Origin of the sequence: Neisseria bergeri (genome assembly GCA_003044455.1) — a bacterium.
Lineage (GTDB): Bacteria > Pseudomonadota > Gammaproteobacteria > Burkholderiales > Neisseriaceae > Neisseria > Neisseria bergeri.
This window is the reverse complement of record POWY01000008.1, coordinates 36,873-55,419: the sequence shown is the minus strand read 5'-3', so window position 1 is coordinate 55,419 and position 18,547 is coordinate 36,873. Positions and strand designations below refer to the sequence as shown.

Below are 18,547 nucleotides of genomic sequence, written 5' to 3'. Positions count from 1 at the left end.
ATGAACGTTTTGATTTCCAACGACGACGGCTACCTCTCCGAAGGTATTGCCGTTTTGGCGCGGGTTGCGTCGGAATTTGCCAACGTCAGGGTGGTCGCGCCCGAACGCGACAGGAGCGGAGTCAGCAATTCGCTGACGCTCGACCGCCCTTTGCAGTTGAAACAGGCGCAAAACGGGTTCTACTATGTCAACGGCACGCCGACCGACTGCATCCATGTCGGTCAGTTTGCCCTGCCCGATTTTAAGCCCGATGTCGTGTTTTCAGGCATCAACAGAGGGGCGAATATGGGGGACGATACGCTTTATTCGGGGACGGTTGCGGCGGCAACCGAAGCCTATCTGATGGGTATGCCTGCTGTGGCGTTTTCTTTAAACGATGCTTCCGGACGCTATTGGCAGACCGCAGAGCAGGCGGTATGGAAGGTGTTGGCGCATTTTTTTAAAAAACCGCCGTCCGCGCCTGTCTTGTGGAATGTCAACATCCCTGCTGTCGCGCCGGATGAAATTAGGGGAGTCAAAATTACCCGTCTGGGCAGACGGAATCACGAGCAGAACATTGTCCCGTCCCGCAATCCGCGCGGCGAACAGATTTATTGGATAGGGCCGGTCGGTGAAGTTTCCGATCGGGAAGAGGGGACGGATTTCGGTGAATGCGGCGCAGGTTTCATTACCGTAACGCCGCTGCAAATCGATCTGACCGCCTATCCGGACATGGCGGAAACGGCGGCCTTTTGGCATACGGACTGACCGTTTTATCAAATACCGTCGGGCTTTGCGCTTGAGAAGAACGCGCATTTTTATTATGATATACCGCATTCAGGCTATATATCGGAACATGAAGGTTATCTTATGTTGAAACAAACGACACTTTTGGCAGCTTGTACCGCCGTTGCCGCTCTGTTGGGCGGTTGTGCCACCCAACAGCCTGCCCCCGTCATTGCAGGAAATTCAGGAATGCAGACCGTACCGTCTGCATCGGTTTACAATCCTTATGGCGCAACGCCGTACAATGCCGCTCCTGCAGCCAACGATGCGCCGTATGTGCCGCCCGTGCAAACTGCGCCGGTTTATACGCCTCCTGCTTATGTTCCGCCGTCTGCACCTGCCGTTTCGGGTACATATGTTCCTTCTTACGCACCTGTCGACATCAACGCGGCGACGCATACTATTGTGCGCGGCGACACGGTGTACAACATCTCCAAACGCTACCATATCTCTCAAGACGATTTCCGTGCGTGGAACGGCATGACCGACAATACGTTGAGCATCGGTCAGATTGTTAAAGTCAAACCGGCAGGATATGCCGCACCGAAAACCGCAGCCGTAGAAAGCAGGCCTGCCGTACCGGTTGCCGTACAAACCCCTGTGAAACCCGCCGCGCAACCGTCCGTGCAGTCCGCACCTCAACCTGCCGCGCCCGCTGCGGAAAATAAAGCGGTTCCCGCCCCCGCGCCCGCCCCGCAATCTCCTGCCGCTTCGCCTTCCGGCACGCGTTCGGTCGGCGGCATTGTTTGGCAGCGTCCGACGCAAGGTAAAGTGGTTGCCGATTTCGGCGGCAACAACAAGGGTGTCGATATTGCCGGTAATGCCGGACAACCCGTTTTGGCGGCGGCTGACGGCAAAGTGGTTTATGCCGGTTCCGGTTTGAGGGGATACGGAAATTTGGTCATCATCCAGCACAATTCCTCTTTCCTGACCGCGTACGGGCACAACCAAAAATTGCTGGTCGGTGAGGGGCAGCAGGTCAAACGCGGTCAGCAGGTTGCTTTGATGGGCAATACCGATGCTTCCAGAACGCAGCTTCATTTCGAGGTACGGCAAAACGGCAAACCGGTTAACCCGAACAGCTATATCGCGTTCTGACTTTCCGTTTGCAATCAGGTTAAAAATGCCGTCTGAAAGGTCTTCAGACGGCATTTTGTTTTGGCGGCTGTGTTTTCAAATCATTCCGAAGGGACGGGGCGTATAAATTTGTTTGACTGTGTTTGGGTATTTGCTTGATTTCATCTGTTTGCAATGGAAAAGCCGCTTATTTCCGTTCGGAGGGCGGTTTTATCGGATAAAAGGCATTTTGTCCGACTGATTAGGGCTGCATCAAGGGAATATGAAAACACAGCCGCTTGGTTTCACGGCTGTATTTCAAAATGTCGTTGAAAAACGGATGGGTCGGAATCGGGCGGTTTTGCTTCAATAAACCAAACCATTACGCCGAATGTTGGAACAATGCTTGTCCGGTATTTCAGACGGCATAGGCCGCCGTCAGCAGCCGCAGGACACGTCTCCGGAGGCTTGGAGGCTGATTTCTCTGCGTTTTTTCGCTTTTTCGTAGCGGCAGCGTTGGCGGTCGGTCAGGATTTCCAGCGGAGGGACGGGGACGGGTTTGCCGTCTTTGACCGCAACCATCGTGAAGTAGCAGCTGTTGGTATGGCGGATTTCGCCGGTGCGGATGTTTTGTGCTTCGACACGGATGCCGATTTCCATCGAGGTGCGTCCCGTGTAGTTGACAGCGGCGTAAAAGGTAACCAAATCGCCGATGTGGATGGGTTCTTTAAACAGGACTTTGTCAACCGACAGGGTAACGCAATAATTGCCGCTGTAACGGCTGGCGCAGGAATAGGCGACTTGGTCGAGCAGGAGCAGGAGTTCGCCGCCGTGTACGTTGCCGCTGAAATTGGCGGTGTCCGGCATCATCAGTTCGGACATGATGAGTTCGTGGGAAGGCAGTTGGCGTTGTTGTGTCATAGTGTACCTGTTTTAAGAAAGGGTGTTTTGAAATGGGGGCGGGAAAATTTTAGGGAATGGGGAAGTGGAATTCAAGCTAAAAAAAGCTATGGCGGGATAGCCTGCCGAAATGGGCCGCCGATGCCGTCTGAAGGCTTCAGACGGCATTTTGTTCAGGAAAGCCAAAAACGGAAAACCAAGAAAAACACGAGTGCCAGCACGCCCGCCCAAACGGCGAGCATGAATCCGGCAACTGCCCGTCCCATACGGTAAACCGGGTTTTTGCGTTCGTCTTCGATGGGGGAGGTGTGGTGTTTTTCGGGTTGTCCGGACATTTTGTTCTCAATCGGAAAAGTTGGAAACGGGCGTAAGGTTACGCTGCCGTGCAAAAAGATTCAAGAAGGAAGGTCAGCAGCCGTCTTCCCAATTTTCGTCCCAAGCGTGTTTCAATGCCGTCTGAACGGCATCGGCATCAAATCCGCGATAGGCGAGGAAGCGCGCCTGTTTTTGTTTTTCTTTGAGGTCGGCGGCGGGGTGTTTGAATTTTTTACGCAACACGGCTATGGCGGACTGTTTTTCGCTTGAGCGGTCGGGAAGCAGGTTGCGGCTGGTTTCTTCATCTATGCCCTGTTGCGCCAAAGCCTGTTTCAGGCGCAGGGAGCCGTGTTTCCGGCTTTTGCTGTGGATATAGGCTTCTGCATAGCGTAAATCCGACTGCCAGTTGCGTTCGGAAAATTCGTTTAACACGTTTTCCAGATCCTCTTCGCTTTCGGCGTGAGGTGCAAGTTTGCGTTTCAGACCGATGCGGCTGACTTCTTGGCGCGAGAGGATGTCCATCGCGCGGGCGCGTAGGGATTTTTGCGGTTTCATGGCGGCAGTTTCGGCACGGAAAGAGTCAGACGGCATGGGAAACGGATTCCGATGCCGTCTGAACAGATTGTTTTATTCTTCGTCTTTGTTTTTCTGCGGTCGCAGGTTTTCGTAAATTTCGGGCAGCGAGCCGATAATCCAGTCGGGGCGGGTCGCATCGTCTTGCGAGAGCAGCGTCATATCGCCGTAACCGAAGGTAACGCCGACGCTCAGGCAGCCGGCGGCTTTGGCGGCGATGATGTCGTTGCGCGAGTCGCCGACCATAACCATGTTTGCAACATCGATACCCAAAACTTCGGCGGTGTGCCGCAGCGGCAGCGGGCTGGGTTTTTTTTCGGGCAGGCTGTCGCCGCCGAGTATCAGGCTGAAGTAGTCGGCAAGTCCGAGCTGTTTCAACAGCTCGACGGCAAGGATTTCGTTTTTGTTGGTAACGACGGCGAGCGGGATGCCCAAAGATTTGAGCAATGCCAGCCCGGCTTCGGTTTCGGGATAGGGGCGGGTGAAGACGCTCAAATGGTCGCGGTAGTATTTCATATAGGACACGAAACCTTTTTCCCACAGTTCGGAATCGGCTTCGCGGTCGCGGTCGTTGGTGAGGACGCGGTGAACCAGTTTGCCGATGCCGTCGCCCACATAGCTTTCGACCACTTTGGCGGGCAGCGGTTTCATACCGAGTTGTTCCAACATCGCTTCTGCGGCGGCGGCAAGGTCGGGGACGGAATCGCACAGTGTGCCGTCCAAATCGAAGGCGACGGCTTGGACGTGTTCGATGGCTGCATTCATAATCCGGTTTCCTGTCGGGTTGAAAGGGTTTATTTTAACATCGTTTGCACAGGGCTTCTAATGTATGGATTGTTAACAATCGCAACAGGTTTTGCAGGCGGTGTTTTCGGATTTCGTGGCGGAGTCGGGCAAGGGTTTGAAATCCCGGCGATGTTCCAATTAAATTTTTAAAAAATAAAAGGATGCCTATATCTTTATTTAATTGGACATTTATTTTTCGGACGCGGAGGCTGCTTTTTCAGGCGGAGTCCGGGCTGATTCCGTGCGGCTTGAAAAATAAAATCATATATAGATTAATCAAATCGGGCTGATTCCGACTACACGCTATTACATTTTGTCGGGAAATTGGTTATAGTAATGAGCGAAATGCACGCCCCTGAAAATCTTTTTGTGAAAAGGAAGCAAAATGTCTGATGCCGTTGCAAAAGAAACCCTCAATCCGTTTGAAATCGCGCGAAAACAGGTCAAAACCGCCTGCGACCGGCTGAAAACCGATCCGGCCGTTTATGAAATCCTGAAGAGTCCGACCCGCGTGTTGGAAGTCAATTTCCCCGTCAAACTCGACGACGGCACGGTCAAAACCTTCACGGGCTACCGTTCGCAACACAACAACGCCGTCGGTCCCTACAAAGGCGGCGTGCGCTTTCATCCCGGTGTGAATCTGGACGAAGTCAAAGCCCTGTCGATTTGGATGACCATCAAATGCTGCGTGGCCGGCATTCCTTACGGCGGCGGTAAAGGCGGTATTACTTTGGATCCGCGCGATTATTCCGAGGCGGAACTGGAACGTATCGCACGCGCTTATTCCGAAGCCATTTCTCCGCTGATTGGCGAGAAAATCGATATTCCCGCTCCCGATGTGAACACCAACGGCAAAATCATGTCTTGGATGGTTGATGCCTATGAAAACGTGGTGAAACATTCCGCACCGGGCGTATTTACCGGCAAACCGGTTGAGTTCGGCGGCTCTTTGGCGCGTACCGAAGCTACCGGTTACGGTGTGAACCTCGCCGCCGTCCAAGCTTTGGAAAAACTGGGCAAAGACGTGAAGGGTGCCACTTACGCCATTCAAGGCTTCGGTAATGTCGGTTACCACACAGGTTATTACGCGCATCAATCCGGTGCGAAAGTTGTTGCTGTATCTACTGTTGACGTTGCCATTTACAATGAAAACGGCTTGGATATGGAAGCCCTGTTTAAAGAGTTCCAAGAAAAAGGCTTCATCACCAACGACGCCGGTTACGGCAAGGAAATTACCAACGCCGAACTTTTGGCTTTGGATGTGGACGTACTTGCCCCTTGCGCGCTGGAAAATCAACTGACTTCTGAAAACGCCGGTAAAGTCCGCGCGAAAATCGTGGTTGAAGGCGCGAACGGCCCGACTACGCCAGAAGCCGACGTTATCCTGCGTCAAAACGGCGTATTGGTCGTGCCCGATATTCTGGCGAACTGCGGCGGCGTGGTCGTTTCCTATTTCGAGTGGGTGCAAAACCTGCAAGGCTATTATTGGGAATTTGACGAAGTTCAGGAAAAAGAAACCGTCGTCCTGCGCCGCGCGTTCCGCGATATTTGGAACTTGGCGCAAGAGTATGATGTCGATTTGCGTACCGCGTCTTATATGATGAGTATCCGCCGTGTTGAAAAAGCGATGAAGCTGCGCGGCTGGTATTGATGTTTGAACAAAAAATGCCGTCTGAAGCCTTCAGACGGCATTTTTTGTGCGGGCGGGATTAATGGTGAGAATGGCCGATTTGGAAGGTTAAAGTCGAGTAGTTCGCCTGTTTTTGGCACACGCTTTGATCGGGGAAGTCGGCTTTGTGTTCGACACTGGCTTTCCAAAAGCCTTGGCGCAAGGGGATGATGTCCACTTCGCCTTTGCCGTCGGTGGTGTCGGAAAAGGCTTGGGCTTCGGTTTTGTGCGTTTTGCTGCGGTCGCTGGTGTCGAAGCCGTCAAATGTGGCGGTAACAGTGGCATTGGGCAGCGGTTCGCCACGGAACAGAACGCGGACTTTGAAGCGTTCGCCTACGTGAATGTTGGCGGGATTGTCCAGTGGGACGATTTCCAAGTTTTGTCCGACCGGTTTGGTAATGATGGCGGTGTCCGCGCTTTCGTGTCCGACGTTGACGATGTTTTTGCCGAACATTCGGGTTTGTTCGCAATAGCTTGCGTCAGGCATTTCTTTGATACTCGCCTGTTTCCAGCCTGCGCTGTTTTTTGACCAGAAAGTAGGCTGATATTCGGCGGTAACGAGGTAGCTGCCGTCCTTAACGGGGCGGCTGCTTCGGTATTGGTAGTTGTATGTACCGCGTTGAATCATGTTTTCCTTGCCTTTTTCGGTAACCAGCTGCATCGGTTTGCTGAAGATGTGCAGGAGGTCTTTGGCGATGGGTTCGAGTTCGGGAAATTCGCCGTAGCCCAAGTCGGCTTTAAGGTATTCGCCGCCGTGCGTGTGGGCGGTTTCGACCCAGACGCGGTGGGCGTGTGCGGATGCGGCAAACAGGGCGGAAACGGCGAGCAGTGCCAATGTTTTCTTCATGGTGCAGCCTTTGTATCGTGTGGGTTAAAGATTTTGTTATGTTATAACAAAATAAATATCGTGTGAAGACGGATTTGCTGTCTGAAAACTGTCTTTTTGTATAGTGGATTAACAAAAACCAGTACGGCGTTGCCCCGCCTTAGCTCAAAGAGAACGATTCTCTAAGGTGCTCAAGCACCAAGTGAATCGGTTCCGTACTATCTGTACTGTCTGCGGCTCGCCGCCTTGTCCTGATTTTTGTTAATCTACTATATCGATTTGAATTTTTCAGAAAATGAAGCGGACGTTTGGGCGGAGGCAACTTGTTTGATAAGATAGCAATATTTCAAAACGGAGAAATATCATGCCCTATGTCAATATTAAAGTAACCGGTGGTAAGGAAGCGCCGAGTACGGAGCAGAAGGCGGAGCTGATACAAGGTGTAACCGAATTGTTGGGTCGTGTGTTGGGTAAAAATCCTGAGACGACAGTGGTCGTTATCGATGAAGTGGATACCGATAACTGGGGCATAGGCGGCAAAAGCGTCAGCGAACGGCGCAAAGAGGGCAGGTGAAAAACCTGAAAACCCCGCCCTGATGCTTTAAATTCCGCGTGAAAAAGAGTACATTCCCACCCATTGCCCAAAATTTACGGAACACATTATGGATAAGTTTCCCAAGTCTGCAAAGCTCGACCACGTCTGTTACGACATACGCGGGCCGGTTCACAAAAAAGCCCTTCAGTTGGAAGAGGAGGGCAATAAAATCCTCAAGCTCAATATCGGCAACCCTGCGCCGTTCGGCTTTGAAGCCCCTGATGAAATCTTGGTCGATGTCATCCGCAACCTGCCGACTTCGCAAGGCTATTGCGATTCCAAAGGGCTGTATTCCGCCCGCAAAGCCATCGTTCACTACTATCAGACCAAAGGTTTGCGCGATATTACGGTAAACGATGTCTATATCGGCAACGGCGTGTCCGAGCTGATTACGATGTCTATGCAGGCATTGCTCAACGACGGCGACGAAATCCTGATTCCCGCGCCCGACTACCCTTTGTGGACGGCGGCGGCAACGCTTGCGGGCGGTACGGTACGCCATTATCTGTGCGACGAAGAAAACGGCTGGTTTCCCAACCTTTCCGATATGGAAGCCAAAATCACGCCCAAAACCAAAGCCCTCGTCGTCATCAATCCCAATAATCCGACAGGCGCGGTGTACAGCAGGGAAATCCTGCTGGAAATCGCCGAACTGGCGCGCAAACATGGTCTGATTATCTTTGCCGACGAGATTTACGACAAAATCCTCTACGACGGCGCGGTTCACCACCATATTGCCGCGCTTGCCCCCGACCTTTTGACGGTAACGTTCAACGGTTTGTCCAAAGCCTACCGCGTCGCCGGATTCCGCCAAGGCTGGATGGTGCTCAACGGGCCGAAACATCATGCAAAAGGTTATATCGAGGGTTTGGATATGCTTTCGTCCATGCGCCTGTGTGCTAATACGCCGATGCAGCACGCGATTCAGACGGCATTGGGCGGCTATCAGAGCATTAACGAATTCATTTTGCCCGGCGGGCGGCTTTTGGAACAGCGCAACAGGGCGTGGGAACTGGTCAACCAGATTCCCGGCGTGTCCTGCGTCAAACCGATGGGTGCGATGTATATGTTCCCAAAAATCGATACCGAAATGTACCGTATCCACGATGACATGAAATTCATTTACGATTTGCTGGTGCGCGAAAAAGTCTTGCTGGTACAGGGAACGGGGTTTAATTGGATCAAACCCGACCATTTCCGCATTGTTACGCTGCCTTACGTCCATCAGATTGAAGAGGCGATGGGCAGGTTGGCAAGATTCCTGCAAACCTACCATCAGTAGGATTCTGATAAAAAATGCCGTCTGAAACGGAGATTCCCGTTTCAGACGGCATTTTCAACAGCAGGAACGAATCAGGCAAATTTCAGTCTGTCGCCGTCGGCTTCCACCCTGATTTCGCTTTCGGGCGCATAGTTTCCGGCAAGCAGGGCTTTTGCCAGCGGGTTTTCGATTTCCGATTGGATCGCGCGTTTGAGCGGACGTGCGCCGTAAATCGGGTCGAAACCGGCTTTGGCGATGATGTCCAGAGCGGCATCGGAAACAGTCAGGCGCAGGTTTTGTTTTTCCAAACGTTTTTCCAAACCTTTAAGCTGGATTTTCGCAATGCTGCGGATGTTTGCCTGATCCAAGCCATGGAACACGACCACTTCGTCGATGCGGTTGATCATTTCAGGACGGAAATGTTCTTTCACATCCTCCATCACAACTTCTTTCACTGCTTCGTAGTCCTGAATGCCCATTTGTTGGATGTGCTGGCTGCCGATGTTGGAAGTCATCACAATCACGGTGTTTTTAAAATCTACCGTCCTGCCTTGCCCGTCGGTCAAACGGCCGTCATCCAATACTTGCAGCAGGATGTTGAACACGTCGGGATGGGCTTTTTCCACTTCGTCCAAAAGAATCACGCTGTACGGTTTGCGGCGCACTTGTTCGGTCAGGTAGCCGCCTTCTTCGTAGCCGACATAGCCCGGAGGCGCGCCGATTAAGCGGGCAACGGCGTGTTTTTCCATGTATTCGGACATATCGATACGGATGAGGTGGTCTTCGCTGTCGAACAGGAAGCCTGCCAAGGCTTTGCACAACTCGGTTTTACCCACACCGGTCGGGCCTAGGAACAGGAAGCTGCCGTAAGGTTTATTCGGATCGGCCAAACCGGAACGGCTGCGGCGGATAGCGTCGGACACGGCACGCACGGCTTCGTCTTGACCGACTACGCGGCGGTGCAATACTTCTTCCATTTTCAACAATTTATCGCGTTCGCCTTCCATCATTTTGGATACGGGAATGCCGGTCATGCGGGAAACCACCTCTGCGATTTCCTCAGCACCGACATTATTACGCAAGAGTTTGTTTGCCGGTTTTGTGCTGTCCGTATCTTCCCGTTCGGCGGCTGCACGCTGTTTTTCCAAATGTTCCAAATCTTCATACATCAATTTTGAAGCCAGTGCTAAATCGCCTTGCCGTTTTGCCTGTTCGATTTTAATTTTGACTTCGTCAATTTGTTTCTTAATATTGGCGACACCGTCTGAAATCGCTTTTTCGGCTTTCCTGATTTCGTCTAAATCGGCGTATTCTTTTTGCAGACCGTTGATTTCCTCGTCTATCAGTTCCAAACGTTTTTTGCTGGCATCGTCTTTTTCTTTTTCAACGTGCGCCTTTTCCATCCGAAGCTGAATTAGACGGCGGTCGATTTTGTCCATTGCTTCCGGCTTGGTTTCTTTTTCCATCTTGACACGGCTGGCGGCTTCGTCAATCAAATCAATCGCTTTATCGGGCAGGAAGCGGTCGGTGATGTAGCGGTCGCTCAATTCTGCGGCGGCAACAATAGCAGGGTCGGTAATATCGATACCGTGGTGGATTTCATAACGTTCCTGCAAACCGCGCAAAATGGCGATGGTGTCTTCCACGCTGGGTTCGCCGACCAATACTTTTTGGAAGCGGCGTTCGAGTGCCGCGTCTTTTTCGATGTATTGGCGGTATTCGTCCAAGGTGGTCGCGCCGATGCAGTGCAATTCGCCGCGTGCCAAAGCCGGTTTCAACATATTGCCCGCATCCATCGCGCCGTCGGTTTTGCCCGCACCGACCAAAGTATGGATTTCATCGATGAAAATCAGGGTGTTGCCGTCGTCTTTCGCCAAGTCGTTCAACACGCCTTTCAAGCGTTCTTCAAATTCGCCACGGTATTTCGCGCCGGCAATCAAAGCCGCCAAGTCCAAAACCAAAAGGCGTTTGTTGCGCAGGGATTCGGGGACTTCGCCGTTGACGATACGTTGCGCCAAGCCTTCAACAATAGCGGTTTTACCCACACCCGGCTCACCGATCAACACTGGGTTGTTTTTGGTTCGGCGTTGCAGCACCTGAATCGCGCGGCGGATTTCATCATCACGACCGATAACGGGGTCAAGCTTGCCGTCGCGGGCACGCTGGGTCAGGTCGAGCGTATATTTTTTCAGAGCATCGCGTTGGTCTTCGGCATTGGCATCGTTCACGTTTTGTCCTCCTCGTACCGCGTCGATCGCGGCGTTGATGTTTTGTTCGGTCGCACCGGCTTCTTTCAGGATTTTGCCGGTCGCATCGTTCTGTTGTACCAAGGCAAGCAGGAAAAGTTCGCTGGCGATATAGGCATCGCCGCGTTTGGTTGCGGCTTTGTCCATCAGGTTCAACACCGCCTGCAATTCGCGGCTGGGCAAAATGTCGCCGCCCTGACCGGACACTTTCGGCAGGCTGTTCAAATGCTGCTGCAAACGCTGTTTCACTTGCGGCACATTCACACCAGCATGAGCCAAGAGCGCGGCAGCCCCGCTGTTTTGGTCGTCAAGCAGGGCTTTCAGCACGAAGCCTGCTTCCAAATAGCTGCTGTCCGCAGCCAACGCCAAACTCTGAGCTTCTGCAAGGGCTTGTTGGAATTTGGCGGTTAATTTGTCGTATCGCATTTTCGTTTCCTTTTCAAAATGTCCGCTGTCGAAGCCTATATGTGCATAATTGTGGATAACTCAAGCGTCAGATTTTAACTTTTCAGGTTTAATTACGTATCTTGTTGAATACGATTGAAATAAATTTTTTAATTCGTGTGTATAACTTAATCTGTCCAATAGGGAAACGTCCGATGCCGTCTGAACAAATATTGTGAATCGGGTATAATCGGCGCATCTTTTTCCCTTTCAGACGGCATTGATGCCGTAAGGACATTTTTATGAGCAAAAAACGAGTTCTGACCGGCGTAACCACCACCGGCATCCCGCATCTGGGCAACTACGTCGGTGCCATCCGCCCCGCCGTCCGCGAGGCGCAAAACCCCGATACCGAATCCTTCCTCTTCCTCGCCGATTACCACGGCATCATCAAATGCCACGATCCGGAGATGATTCACCAATCCACCCAAGCCGTTGCCGCCACTTGGCTTGCCTGCGGACTCGATCCCGAGCGCACCACCTTCTACCGCCAAAGCGACATTCCCGAAGTGATGGAATTGAACTGGATTCTAACCTGCATTACCGCCAAAGGTTTGATGAACCGCGCCCACGCCTACAAAGCCGCCGTGCAGGCAAATGCGGAAAACGGGCAGGAAGACCCTGATTTCGGCGTGGAAATGGGTTTGTTCAGTTATCCGATTCTGATGACTGCCGACATTCTGATGTTCAACGCCAACGAAGTCCCCGTCGGGCGCGACCAAATCCAACACGTCGAAATGGCGCGCGACATCGCCGGCCGCTTCAACCACCGTTTCCAAGAACTCTTCACCCTGCCTGAAGTGAAAATCGACGAAAACGTCGAACTTTTGGTCGGCTTGGACGGACGCAAAATGTCCAAATCTTACGGCAACACCATTCCGCTTTGGGAAAACGACAAGAAAACCCAAAAATCGGTCAATAAAATCATCACCAATATGAAAGAACCGGGCGAGCCGAAACAGCCCGACGAAAGCCCCTTGTTTGAAATCTACAAGGCCTTCTCCACGCCGTCTGTAACGGCGGAATTTACGCAAATGCTTGCCGAAGGCTTGGCTTGGGGTGAGGCCAAAAAACTTTTGGCGGCGAAAATCAACGCCGAACTCGCCGAACCGCGCGAACGCTACAACGAGCTGACCTCTAATCCTTCGCAAATCGAAGACATCCTGCAGGCAGGCGCGGCCAAAGCGCGCAAAGAAGCGCGCGAACTTTTGAATAAGGTACGCGATGCGGTCGGTATCCGCCCATTGAAATAAACCCATGCCGTCTGAACATCCATTGTCAGTGTTTCAGACGGCATTTTGAAACCATCAGGAGTGTGGAATGCTGAAAATACCTTTTGCCATATTGGGCGGCTGCCTGCTGCTTGCCGCCTGCGGCAAATCCGAAAATACGGCGGAACAGCCGCAAAATGCGGTACAAAGTGCGCCGAAACCGGTTTTCAAAGTCAAATATATCGACAATACGGCGATTGCTGGCTTGGCTCTGGGCGGGGTGCAAGAAGGAAAAACGGCTGAAGGCAAAAAACAGCTGACTTATCCGATCGAGGGCTTGTCGGAACAGAATGTGTTGCAACTGATCGGCAAGCATCCCAACGACTTGGAAGTCATCAGCGGCAAATGCATGGAAACCGACGATAAGGGCGGTCCGGCAGGTTGGGCGGCAAACGGCGTGTGTCATACCTTGTTTGCCAAACTGGTGGACAATGTCGCGCAAGACGGCGGGAAGCTGACGGATTACCTGGTTTCGCATGCTGCACTGCAACCTTACCAGACGGGGAAAAGCGGATATGCCGCCGTGCAGAACGGACGCTATGTGCTGGAAATCGACAGTGAGGGGATGTTTTATTTCCGCCGCCGCCATTATTGAGGTATTCAAAAATCCCATAATGCATTTGAGTTTTCCTAGTCCTTTCAGTAAAGTGGCTGCAACAAGTTCTTTGTCCTGATGGAGACGGTCGGGGAATTGTTTGCAGAAATGGAAATTCGTCAGATAGGAAAAGTAAATATAAAAGTGGTTTTGTTCCAATAGGGGCAATAGCTACATAGAGGAGAGAACGGTAAGGAGCATTTCTGTCAGCTGGATAATCTATCCATCCGTGATGGCGATTTGGTCGAGTTTACACTGACGGGAAACTCAAAATGAGAAGAATGTGTGTTACAATTTTCCCGCTGTTTTCATAAAATAGTTTTTTAACTGAAATTTAAATTAAAAATGTAAGAAGGATAGGATATGAAAAAATTACTGATTGCTGCAATGATGGCGGCTGCTTTGGCGGCATGCTCACAAGAGGCTAAACAAGAGACTAAGGAAGCGGCTCAAGCCGTTCAGTCCGATGTTAAAGATACCGCGGCTTCTGTCGCTGAGTCTGCTGCTTCTGCTACTCAAGAAGCGAAAGATAAAATCAAAGATGCTGCAGCTGATGCAAAAGAAAGTGCCGATCAAGCTGTGACTGAAACCAAAGAAGCTGTAACTGAAGCAGCTAAAGATACTTTGAACAAAGCTGCTGATGCGACTCAAGAAGCGGCAGACAAAATGAAAGACGCTGCTAAATAATTTTTCGATTGTTTAAAAAAGCGGCAGCCATCCGGTTGCCGCTTTATCTATGTCCTGAGTCCGGTTCCGCCTTGACGGGATGTGGTCTGCACCATGTATGCGGGTTATGAAAGACTGGCTTGGTCTTATTCGGGTTGGCTGAATTTGCCGCGCATATAAGCAGGTTTTTGCTTGGAGTTGCAAATCGACCCGTCTGCCGTCATAGATACAAGGCAGTCGGTTCTTTTGGGTGTTGCGGATAGGGAAATGCCGTCTGAACATCATTCAGACGGCATTTGGTTTGTAAAGGTCAGACGGCTTCAACTTTAAACGGCATATTGACTTTTTGCCATTGGACGCTTTCATATTCCAATGCGTCGGCAATCAGGGGGTGGCGTTCCAGCCATTCACTGTCAATACGCAGGATGAAGCCGTGGCTTTCCGTATCCGTGCGCAACTGCATGTTTTTCGGGAAAGACAGGTCTTGACGCGAACGGCAGAACAGGGCGGCAAGGCGCAGGGACAAAACGGCATACCACAACATTTCGTTGGTGCCGATAATGCCGCCCATTTTTTTCATATCGCCGCGATGACCGATGACCAGTTGGGCAAGTATGGTCTGTTCTTTACGTGAGAAACCCGGCATATCGGCGTTTTCCAGGATGTAGGCGGAATGTTTGTGATATCCCGTGTGGGCGATGTCCAAACCGATTTCGTGCAGGCGCGCGGCACGTCCGAGATATTGTTTCCAAAGGGCAAGCTCTTGGACGGTAACGTTTTTGACGTGGCAGAGGCTATCCATAAAGGTTTGTGCGGTATCGGCAACGCGTTTTGCCTGATTGAGGCTGACGTGATAGCGGTGTTGGAACTCCGAAACCGTTTGTTCGCGCATGTCTTCGTTCAGCGCACGGCCTATCAGGTCGTAGAACACACCGTCCCGCAGAGCGGCTTCGGTTACGGTCATTTTATTGAGTTCCAATTCTTCAAATGCCGCCATCATCACGGCAAGCCCGCCGGCAAAGACTTCGATGCGTTCCGGTTTCAGGTTTTCAAATTTGGCCTTTTTGACCGAGCCGGCTTCGACGATGCGTTCGGCAAGGGCGCGCATGCCTTTATAGGTAATGTCTGCCTCTTGCGGCAATTCGGCTGCAAGGACGTCGCGGATGGATTTTGCCGAACCCGAAGTTCCGACGGCGGAATCCCAACCTTCGCGCTTCATGTTTTTGCTGATGCGTTGGATTTCGTTACGGGCGGCAGAAATGGCAGATTGGAAGTCTTTGGCGGTGATTTTGTTTTGGAAGAAGCGCAGGCTGTAGGTAACGCAGCCTAAAGGCAGGCTTTCGGTAATGTCGGGGCGCAGGGTTGAACCGATAATGAATTCTGTCGAGCCGCCGCCGATGTCGATAACCAGCATTTTGCCGCCTTCCGGGGGAAGGGTGTGGACGACGCCGGTATAAATCAGCCGGGCCTCTTCGCGCCCGGCGATGATTTCTATGGGGAAACCCAGTGCCGCTTCAGCCTTGGGAAGGAAATCTGCGATGTTTTTGGCAACGCGGAATGTATTGGTTGCTACGGCGCGTACCTGTTCAGGGCGGAAGCCGCGCAGGCGTTCGCCGAATTTTGCCAGGCAGTCTAAAGCCTGTTCCTGTGAGGATGCACTGAGGTTTTTCTGTTCGTCCAGACCGGCGGCAAAACGGACCATCTGTTTGAAGGAATCGATGACTTTCAACTGTCCGTTGTTGTTTTCGCAAATCTGGAGGCGGAAACTGTTGGAACCCAAATCGACGGAGGCAAGGACGTTTGCGGGATTGGTGATCATGGCGGATACCGGTGGGGGAAAAACGCAATGTTACTCTGCCGGTATGGGCGTTGACAATAAATGATGCGGCTGTTTTTGATTCTGCTCACAGATGTTGCCGACGGTATGTTTCCGACAGCAAAAAATGCCGTCTGAAAAACGTTCAGACGGCATTTTTTGCGCTTATTTGAAATCCTTTTCCACGCTCATGAAAATCTGCATGTTTTTGCGTGTGTAAAAACTTTTCATATTGCTGTCGATTTTCAGATAGAGGAAATTGAGTTGCGGCGTAAAGCCCTTCCAAGAGATTTTGTCGTGCCACAACGACAGGTTTGCCTGATATTCGTGGTCTTTGCGCGGGAAGCGGTACACAATGGTCCCGGGTGCATCAAAAGTCCTGCGGGTATAGCGCAGGTTTGCCCGCAGACCCAAGCCGCCGTCGAACGTTTTGACCGCGCCGACACGCAAACCCTTGCGGACGGAAGCCTGTTCCGCCTCTTTCGTCATGTCGTGCGACCAGTCCGCACCGCCGTAAAGCAGCCAGTCTTTCGGCGCGGAATACATCAGCGTCGCGCCCGCCAGCGGCATATGGCTGTCGTATCGGGCGGCAGTGCGGTCTTCCTGATAATGCTTCCACATATTGCCCGCGTTCAGCGTCAGCCGCCAGTGTTCGCTCAAGCGTTGGGAGAAATCGGCATTGAAGCCGCCGACGAAATTGTATCGGCTGCCGCCTAAGAGGTTTTGCTCGACAAACGGCACGATGCCGAACGAGCGCGTTACTGAACGGTTTTTATAGCCGAGCGACAGGCGCAGGCTCTGTTCGCTGAAATCTTTGTTATCCCAATAATGCACGCCGCCGCCGCTGATGTCGCCGTAGAGGAAATGATGCCCGCCCGCATTGATTTCGCGCGACACGCCCAAGCCGTAGCGCAAACCGTGTGCCTTTTGCGGCAGGCTGTCGGCGGTTTTCGTCCAGCTTTTTCCTGCAAATTCAATCGTTTTTTCGGACGAAGCGTTGTTTACATTGTCCGTTTGCTCGTATTGCAGCGACACATCGGGCTTCCAGCCTTGAGCCTTGTCTATGGCGGCAAGATAGCGGTCGGCAAGTTGCTGCATCGGCGGCTGCAAATCGGGTTTCGCCCGATCCAATTCCGCCTTCGCTTCGCGGTACTGCCTGTTTTCAAACAGCATCACGCCCAAATCGAAACGCGGATACGCCAAATCGGGCTGTTGCGCCAAAATGCCGCGATACAAAGCCACCGCCTCGTCATGGCGCAACTGGCTGCGGCGCAAACCGCCCAGCGCGTAATCGTGCAGAACCGGATTGAAATCCGGCAGGGCGCGATAGCTTGACAACAGCGTTTGCAGCGTGTCCCAATCACGGGCGACGACGGCGCGGTTGATCTGCTCTACCGGAATTTCCGTTTCGCCAACCCTTTCAAGCCTTTCGGCAGGCACTATCCTATCGTCGAACTTGCCGTCCACGAACACCTGCTTCGACACGGGTATGGGCAAAACGGGCGTTTCGGCAACAGCCGCCGCCGGCACGGACAAAAGAAGCAAAGCAAATTTTTTCATAAGTCAAACAGTTTCAGGGCAAGGGACCGGACGGGCAAACCGCGCAGTCAAATGGTCGAAATGCCGTCTGAAAGACCGTTTCCGGTTTCAGACGGCATTTGTATCAGGCGGGATTAACGGGAACCGGCAAAGCCGATTTCGCCGTCGTTTACCGTACCGACGATTTCTTCGGCATTGGCACCGAAGAAGCCGAGTTCGTAATTACCTTTATTAGAAGAGCCTTGAATACCGTAGCCTTGAAGGCGGCTTCCATCAATTTCGTTCTTATGATCGATATTGGTTATGTTGCCCTTGTTCAAGACGACTGTTTCACCCAAACCGGTAATGTTGCCCTCACCCGTTCTTTCCTTGAAATCGACGGAGTAGTTCAACACGCCTTGTTTTTTTCGTCAAATGCAGTACCGGAATAAGTCGCTTTACCGGCTGTTGGCAAAACTTCAGTCGGCGTACCTTTGATGGTCAGATAATTTTCATCATTGATAGGATTAGGCGTATTCAGTCCATTTCCTAGATCATCTCCTTGCATTGAGTAGGAAGTCGGTTTAACGCCGGCAATCAGAGAATAATTCTGACGGTAGATATGGGACTCGCCCTTGCGGGTCAGTTTAAAAGTTTTACCCTCTGCACGTAGCTGTACAGTTTCTTTATGTGCAGCGCGGGTCAGCTGTTTCAAAGGTGCTTTAGACAAATCAAGAGAGCCGCCATTGGCATTTTGACCCAGAGTGCTGACTTGGTAAGTCGAATCAATTACATTATACTCATCCACATCGTACTTTCTAGCCAACTCACGTATATCTGCTTCAGCCTCACGTTTCAATCCACTGACGCTGACTGAAAAATTAGGTGTGTCGTTTTTCAGTGTAAACGGAGGAGGACTGTTGGCGCCAGTGTTACCGCTATCGGCGGTGTTACCATTATTGGCAGAGTTGCCGCTATTGGCAGAGTTGCCGTTATTGGCAGAGTTGCTACTATTGGCAGAGTTGCTACTATTGGCAGAGTTGCTACTATTGGCAGAGTTGCCATTGTTGGCAGCAGCATTGCCGTTATTTGTTTGGTTGCTGTTGGACGGATTGGTAACAGTCGGGTTAGTGTTGGGCAGGGTGCTGCTGGGAGGCTTGCTGCCGCAAGCTGCCAGGCTCAAGGCGATCATGCTCAATGCGAAAACTTTGTTCAAAGTCATCATAAATCCCCAAAATTTCAGAA

General features: G+C 51.8%; 18 protein-coding genes. 8 read left to right on the top strand and 10 right to left on the bottom strand.

The genetic code is table 11. From position 1 onward, the window contains the following. Together surE and DBY86_RS08630 are read left to right on the top strand one after the other, a co-directional pair. Positions 1–747, top strand: coding sequence for a 5'/3'-nucleotidase SurE (gene surE, locus DBY86_RS08635; RefSeq protein WP_107819667.1), 747 nt, complete (start codon positions 1–3; stop codon positions 745–747). A gap of 102 nt (positions 748–849) precedes the next feature. Next, complete coding sequence (locus DBY86_RS08630; protein ID WP_107819666.1) at positions 850–1,863, top strand: M23 family metallopeptidase; 1,014 nt, start codon at positions 850–852, stop codon at positions 1,861–1,863. A gap of 396 nt (positions 1,864–2,259) precedes the next feature. Here the strand turns inward: DBY86_RS08630 and DBY86_RS08625 are convergent, their stop codons facing one another. The 4 genes from DBY86_RS08625 to DBY86_RS08605 all read right to left on the bottom strand — a co-directional run bounded on the left by DBY86_RS08625 (position 2,260) and on the right by DBY86_RS08605 (position 4,374). Beyond that, positions 2,260–2,742 (bottom strand): acyl-CoA thioesterase, encoded by a 483-nt coding sequence (locus DBY86_RS08625; RefSeq protein WP_003688183.1) that lies wholly within the window; start codon positions 2,740–2,742, stop codon positions 2,260–2,262. Positions 2,743–2,894: 152 nt separating this feature from the next. Further along, entirely contained in the window at positions 2,895–3,056 is a 162-nt protein-coding gene (locus DBY86_RS08615) for a hypothetical protein (protein ID WP_025456733.1), read from the bottom strand. Between the two features lie 73 nt (positions 3,057–3,129). After that, positions 3,130–3,591 (bottom strand): recombination regulator RecX, encoded by a 462-nt coding sequence (gene recX, locus DBY86_RS08610; protein WP_107819714.1) that lies wholly within the window; start codon positions 3,589–3,591, stop codon positions 3,130–3,132. Between the two features lie 72 nt (positions 3,592–3,663). Continuing rightward, positions 3,664–4,374, bottom strand: a complete 711-nt coding sequence (locus tag DBY86_RS08605) for a phosphoglycolate phosphatase (RefSeq protein ID WP_107819664.1) — start codon at positions 4,372–4,374, stop codon at positions 3,664–3,666. A 406-nt stretch (positions 4,375–4,780) separates the two neighbouring features. Here DBY86_RS08605 and DBY86_RS08590 point away from each other — a divergent pair, with 406 nt between their 5' ends. Next, on the top strand, positions 4,781–6,046 hold the full coding sequence (locus DBY86_RS08590; RefSeq protein WP_107819663.1) for a Glu/Leu/Phe/Val family dehydrogenase: 1,266 nt from the start codon (positions 4,781–4,783) through the stop codon (positions 6,044–6,046). 58 nt (positions 6,047–6,104) lie between these two features. Here the strand turns inward: DBY86_RS08590 and DBY86_RS08585 are convergent, their stop codons facing one another. After that, a complete protein-coding gene (locus DBY86_RS08585) occupies positions 6,105–6,911 on the bottom strand; it encodes a DUF4198 domain-containing protein (protein WP_107819662.1) in 807 nt (268 codons plus the stop codon). Positions 6,912–7,254: 343 nt separating this feature from the next. Between DBY86_RS08585 and DBY86_RS08580 the strand changes: the two genes are divergently transcribed. Together DBY86_RS08580 and DBY86_RS08575 are read left to right on the top strand one after the other, a co-directional pair. Beyond that, positions 7,255–7,464, top strand: a complete 210-nt coding sequence (locus DBY86_RS08580; RefSeq protein ID WP_003674694.1) for a tautomerase family protein — start codon at positions 7,255–7,257, stop codon at positions 7,462–7,464. Between the two features lie 88 nt (positions 7,465–7,552). Further along, positions 7,553–8,767: a pyridoxal phosphate-dependent aminotransferase gene (locus DBY86_RS08575; RefSeq protein WP_107819661.1), complete on the top strand. Its 1,215-nt coding sequence runs from the start codon at positions 7,553–7,555 to the stop codon at positions 8,765–8,767. A 71-nt stretch (positions 8,768–8,838) separates the two neighbouring features. Here the strand turns inward: DBY86_RS08575 and clpB are convergent, their stop codons facing one another. After that, the gene (gene clpB / locus DBY86_RS08570; RefSeq protein ID WP_107819660.1) at positions 8,839–11,418 is read right to left on the bottom strand and encodes an ATP-dependent chaperone ClpB; all 2,580 of its coding nucleotides are present in this window, start codon (positions 11,416–11,418) and stop codon (positions 8,839–8,841) included. 260 nt (positions 11,419–11,678) lie between these two features. Between clpB and trpS the strand changes: the two genes are divergently transcribed. The 3 genes from trpS (at position 11,679) to DBY86_RS08555 (ending at position 13,989) form a co-directional block, all read left to right on the top strand. Then, positions 11,679–12,689 carry a tryptophan--tRNA ligase gene (gene trpS / locus DBY86_RS08565; RefSeq protein ID WP_107819659.1) on the top strand — a complete coding sequence of 337 codons (1,011 nt, stop codon included), beginning with the start codon at positions 11,679–11,681 and terminating at the stop codon, positions 12,687–12,689. A 67-nt stretch (positions 12,690–12,756) separates the two neighbouring features. Next, positions 12,757–13,302 (top strand): hypothetical protein, encoded by a 546-nt coding sequence (locus DBY86_RS08560; protein WP_107819658.1) that lies wholly within the window; start codon positions 12,757–12,759, stop codon positions 13,300–13,302. Positions 13,303–13,665: 363 nt separating this feature from the next. Further along, a complete protein-coding gene (locus DBY86_RS08555) occupies positions 13,666–13,989 on the top strand; it encodes an Ag473 family lipoprotein (protein WP_107819657.1) in 324 nt (107 codons plus the stop codon). A gap of 289 nt (positions 13,990–14,278) precedes the next feature. Here the strand turns inward: DBY86_RS08555 and ppx are convergent, their stop codons facing one another. From ppx to DBY86_RS08540, 4 genes are all read right to left on the bottom strand, one after another. Beyond that, positions 14,279–15,787 carry an exopolyphosphatase gene (gene ppx, locus DBY86_RS08550; protein ID WP_107819656.1) on the bottom strand — a complete coding sequence of 503 codons (1,509 nt, stop codon included), beginning with the start codon at positions 15,785–15,787 and terminating at the stop codon, positions 14,279–14,281. Positions 15,788–15,949: 162 nt separating this feature from the next. After that, entirely contained in the window at positions 15,950–17,344 is a 1,395-nt protein-coding gene (locus tag DBY86_RS08545) for a surface lipoprotein assembly modifier (RefSeq protein WP_159068575.1), read from the bottom strand. Positions 17,345–17,457: 113 nt separating this feature from the next. Then, positions 17,458–17,715: a factor H binding protein domain-containing protein gene (locus DBY86_RS13725; RefSeq protein ID WP_234403423.1), complete on the bottom strand. Its 258-nt coding sequence runs from the start codon at positions 17,713–17,715 to the stop codon at positions 17,458–17,460. Beyond that, positions 17,712–18,524, bottom strand: coding sequence for a hypothetical protein (locus tag DBY86_RS08540; RefSeq protein WP_234403422.1), 813 nt, complete (start codon positions 18,522–18,524; stop codon positions 17,712–17,714). Before DBY86_RS08540 ends, DBY86_RS13725 begins: the two co-directional genes overlap by 4 nt. Between the last annotated feature and the right edge of the window lie 23 nt (positions 18,525–18,547).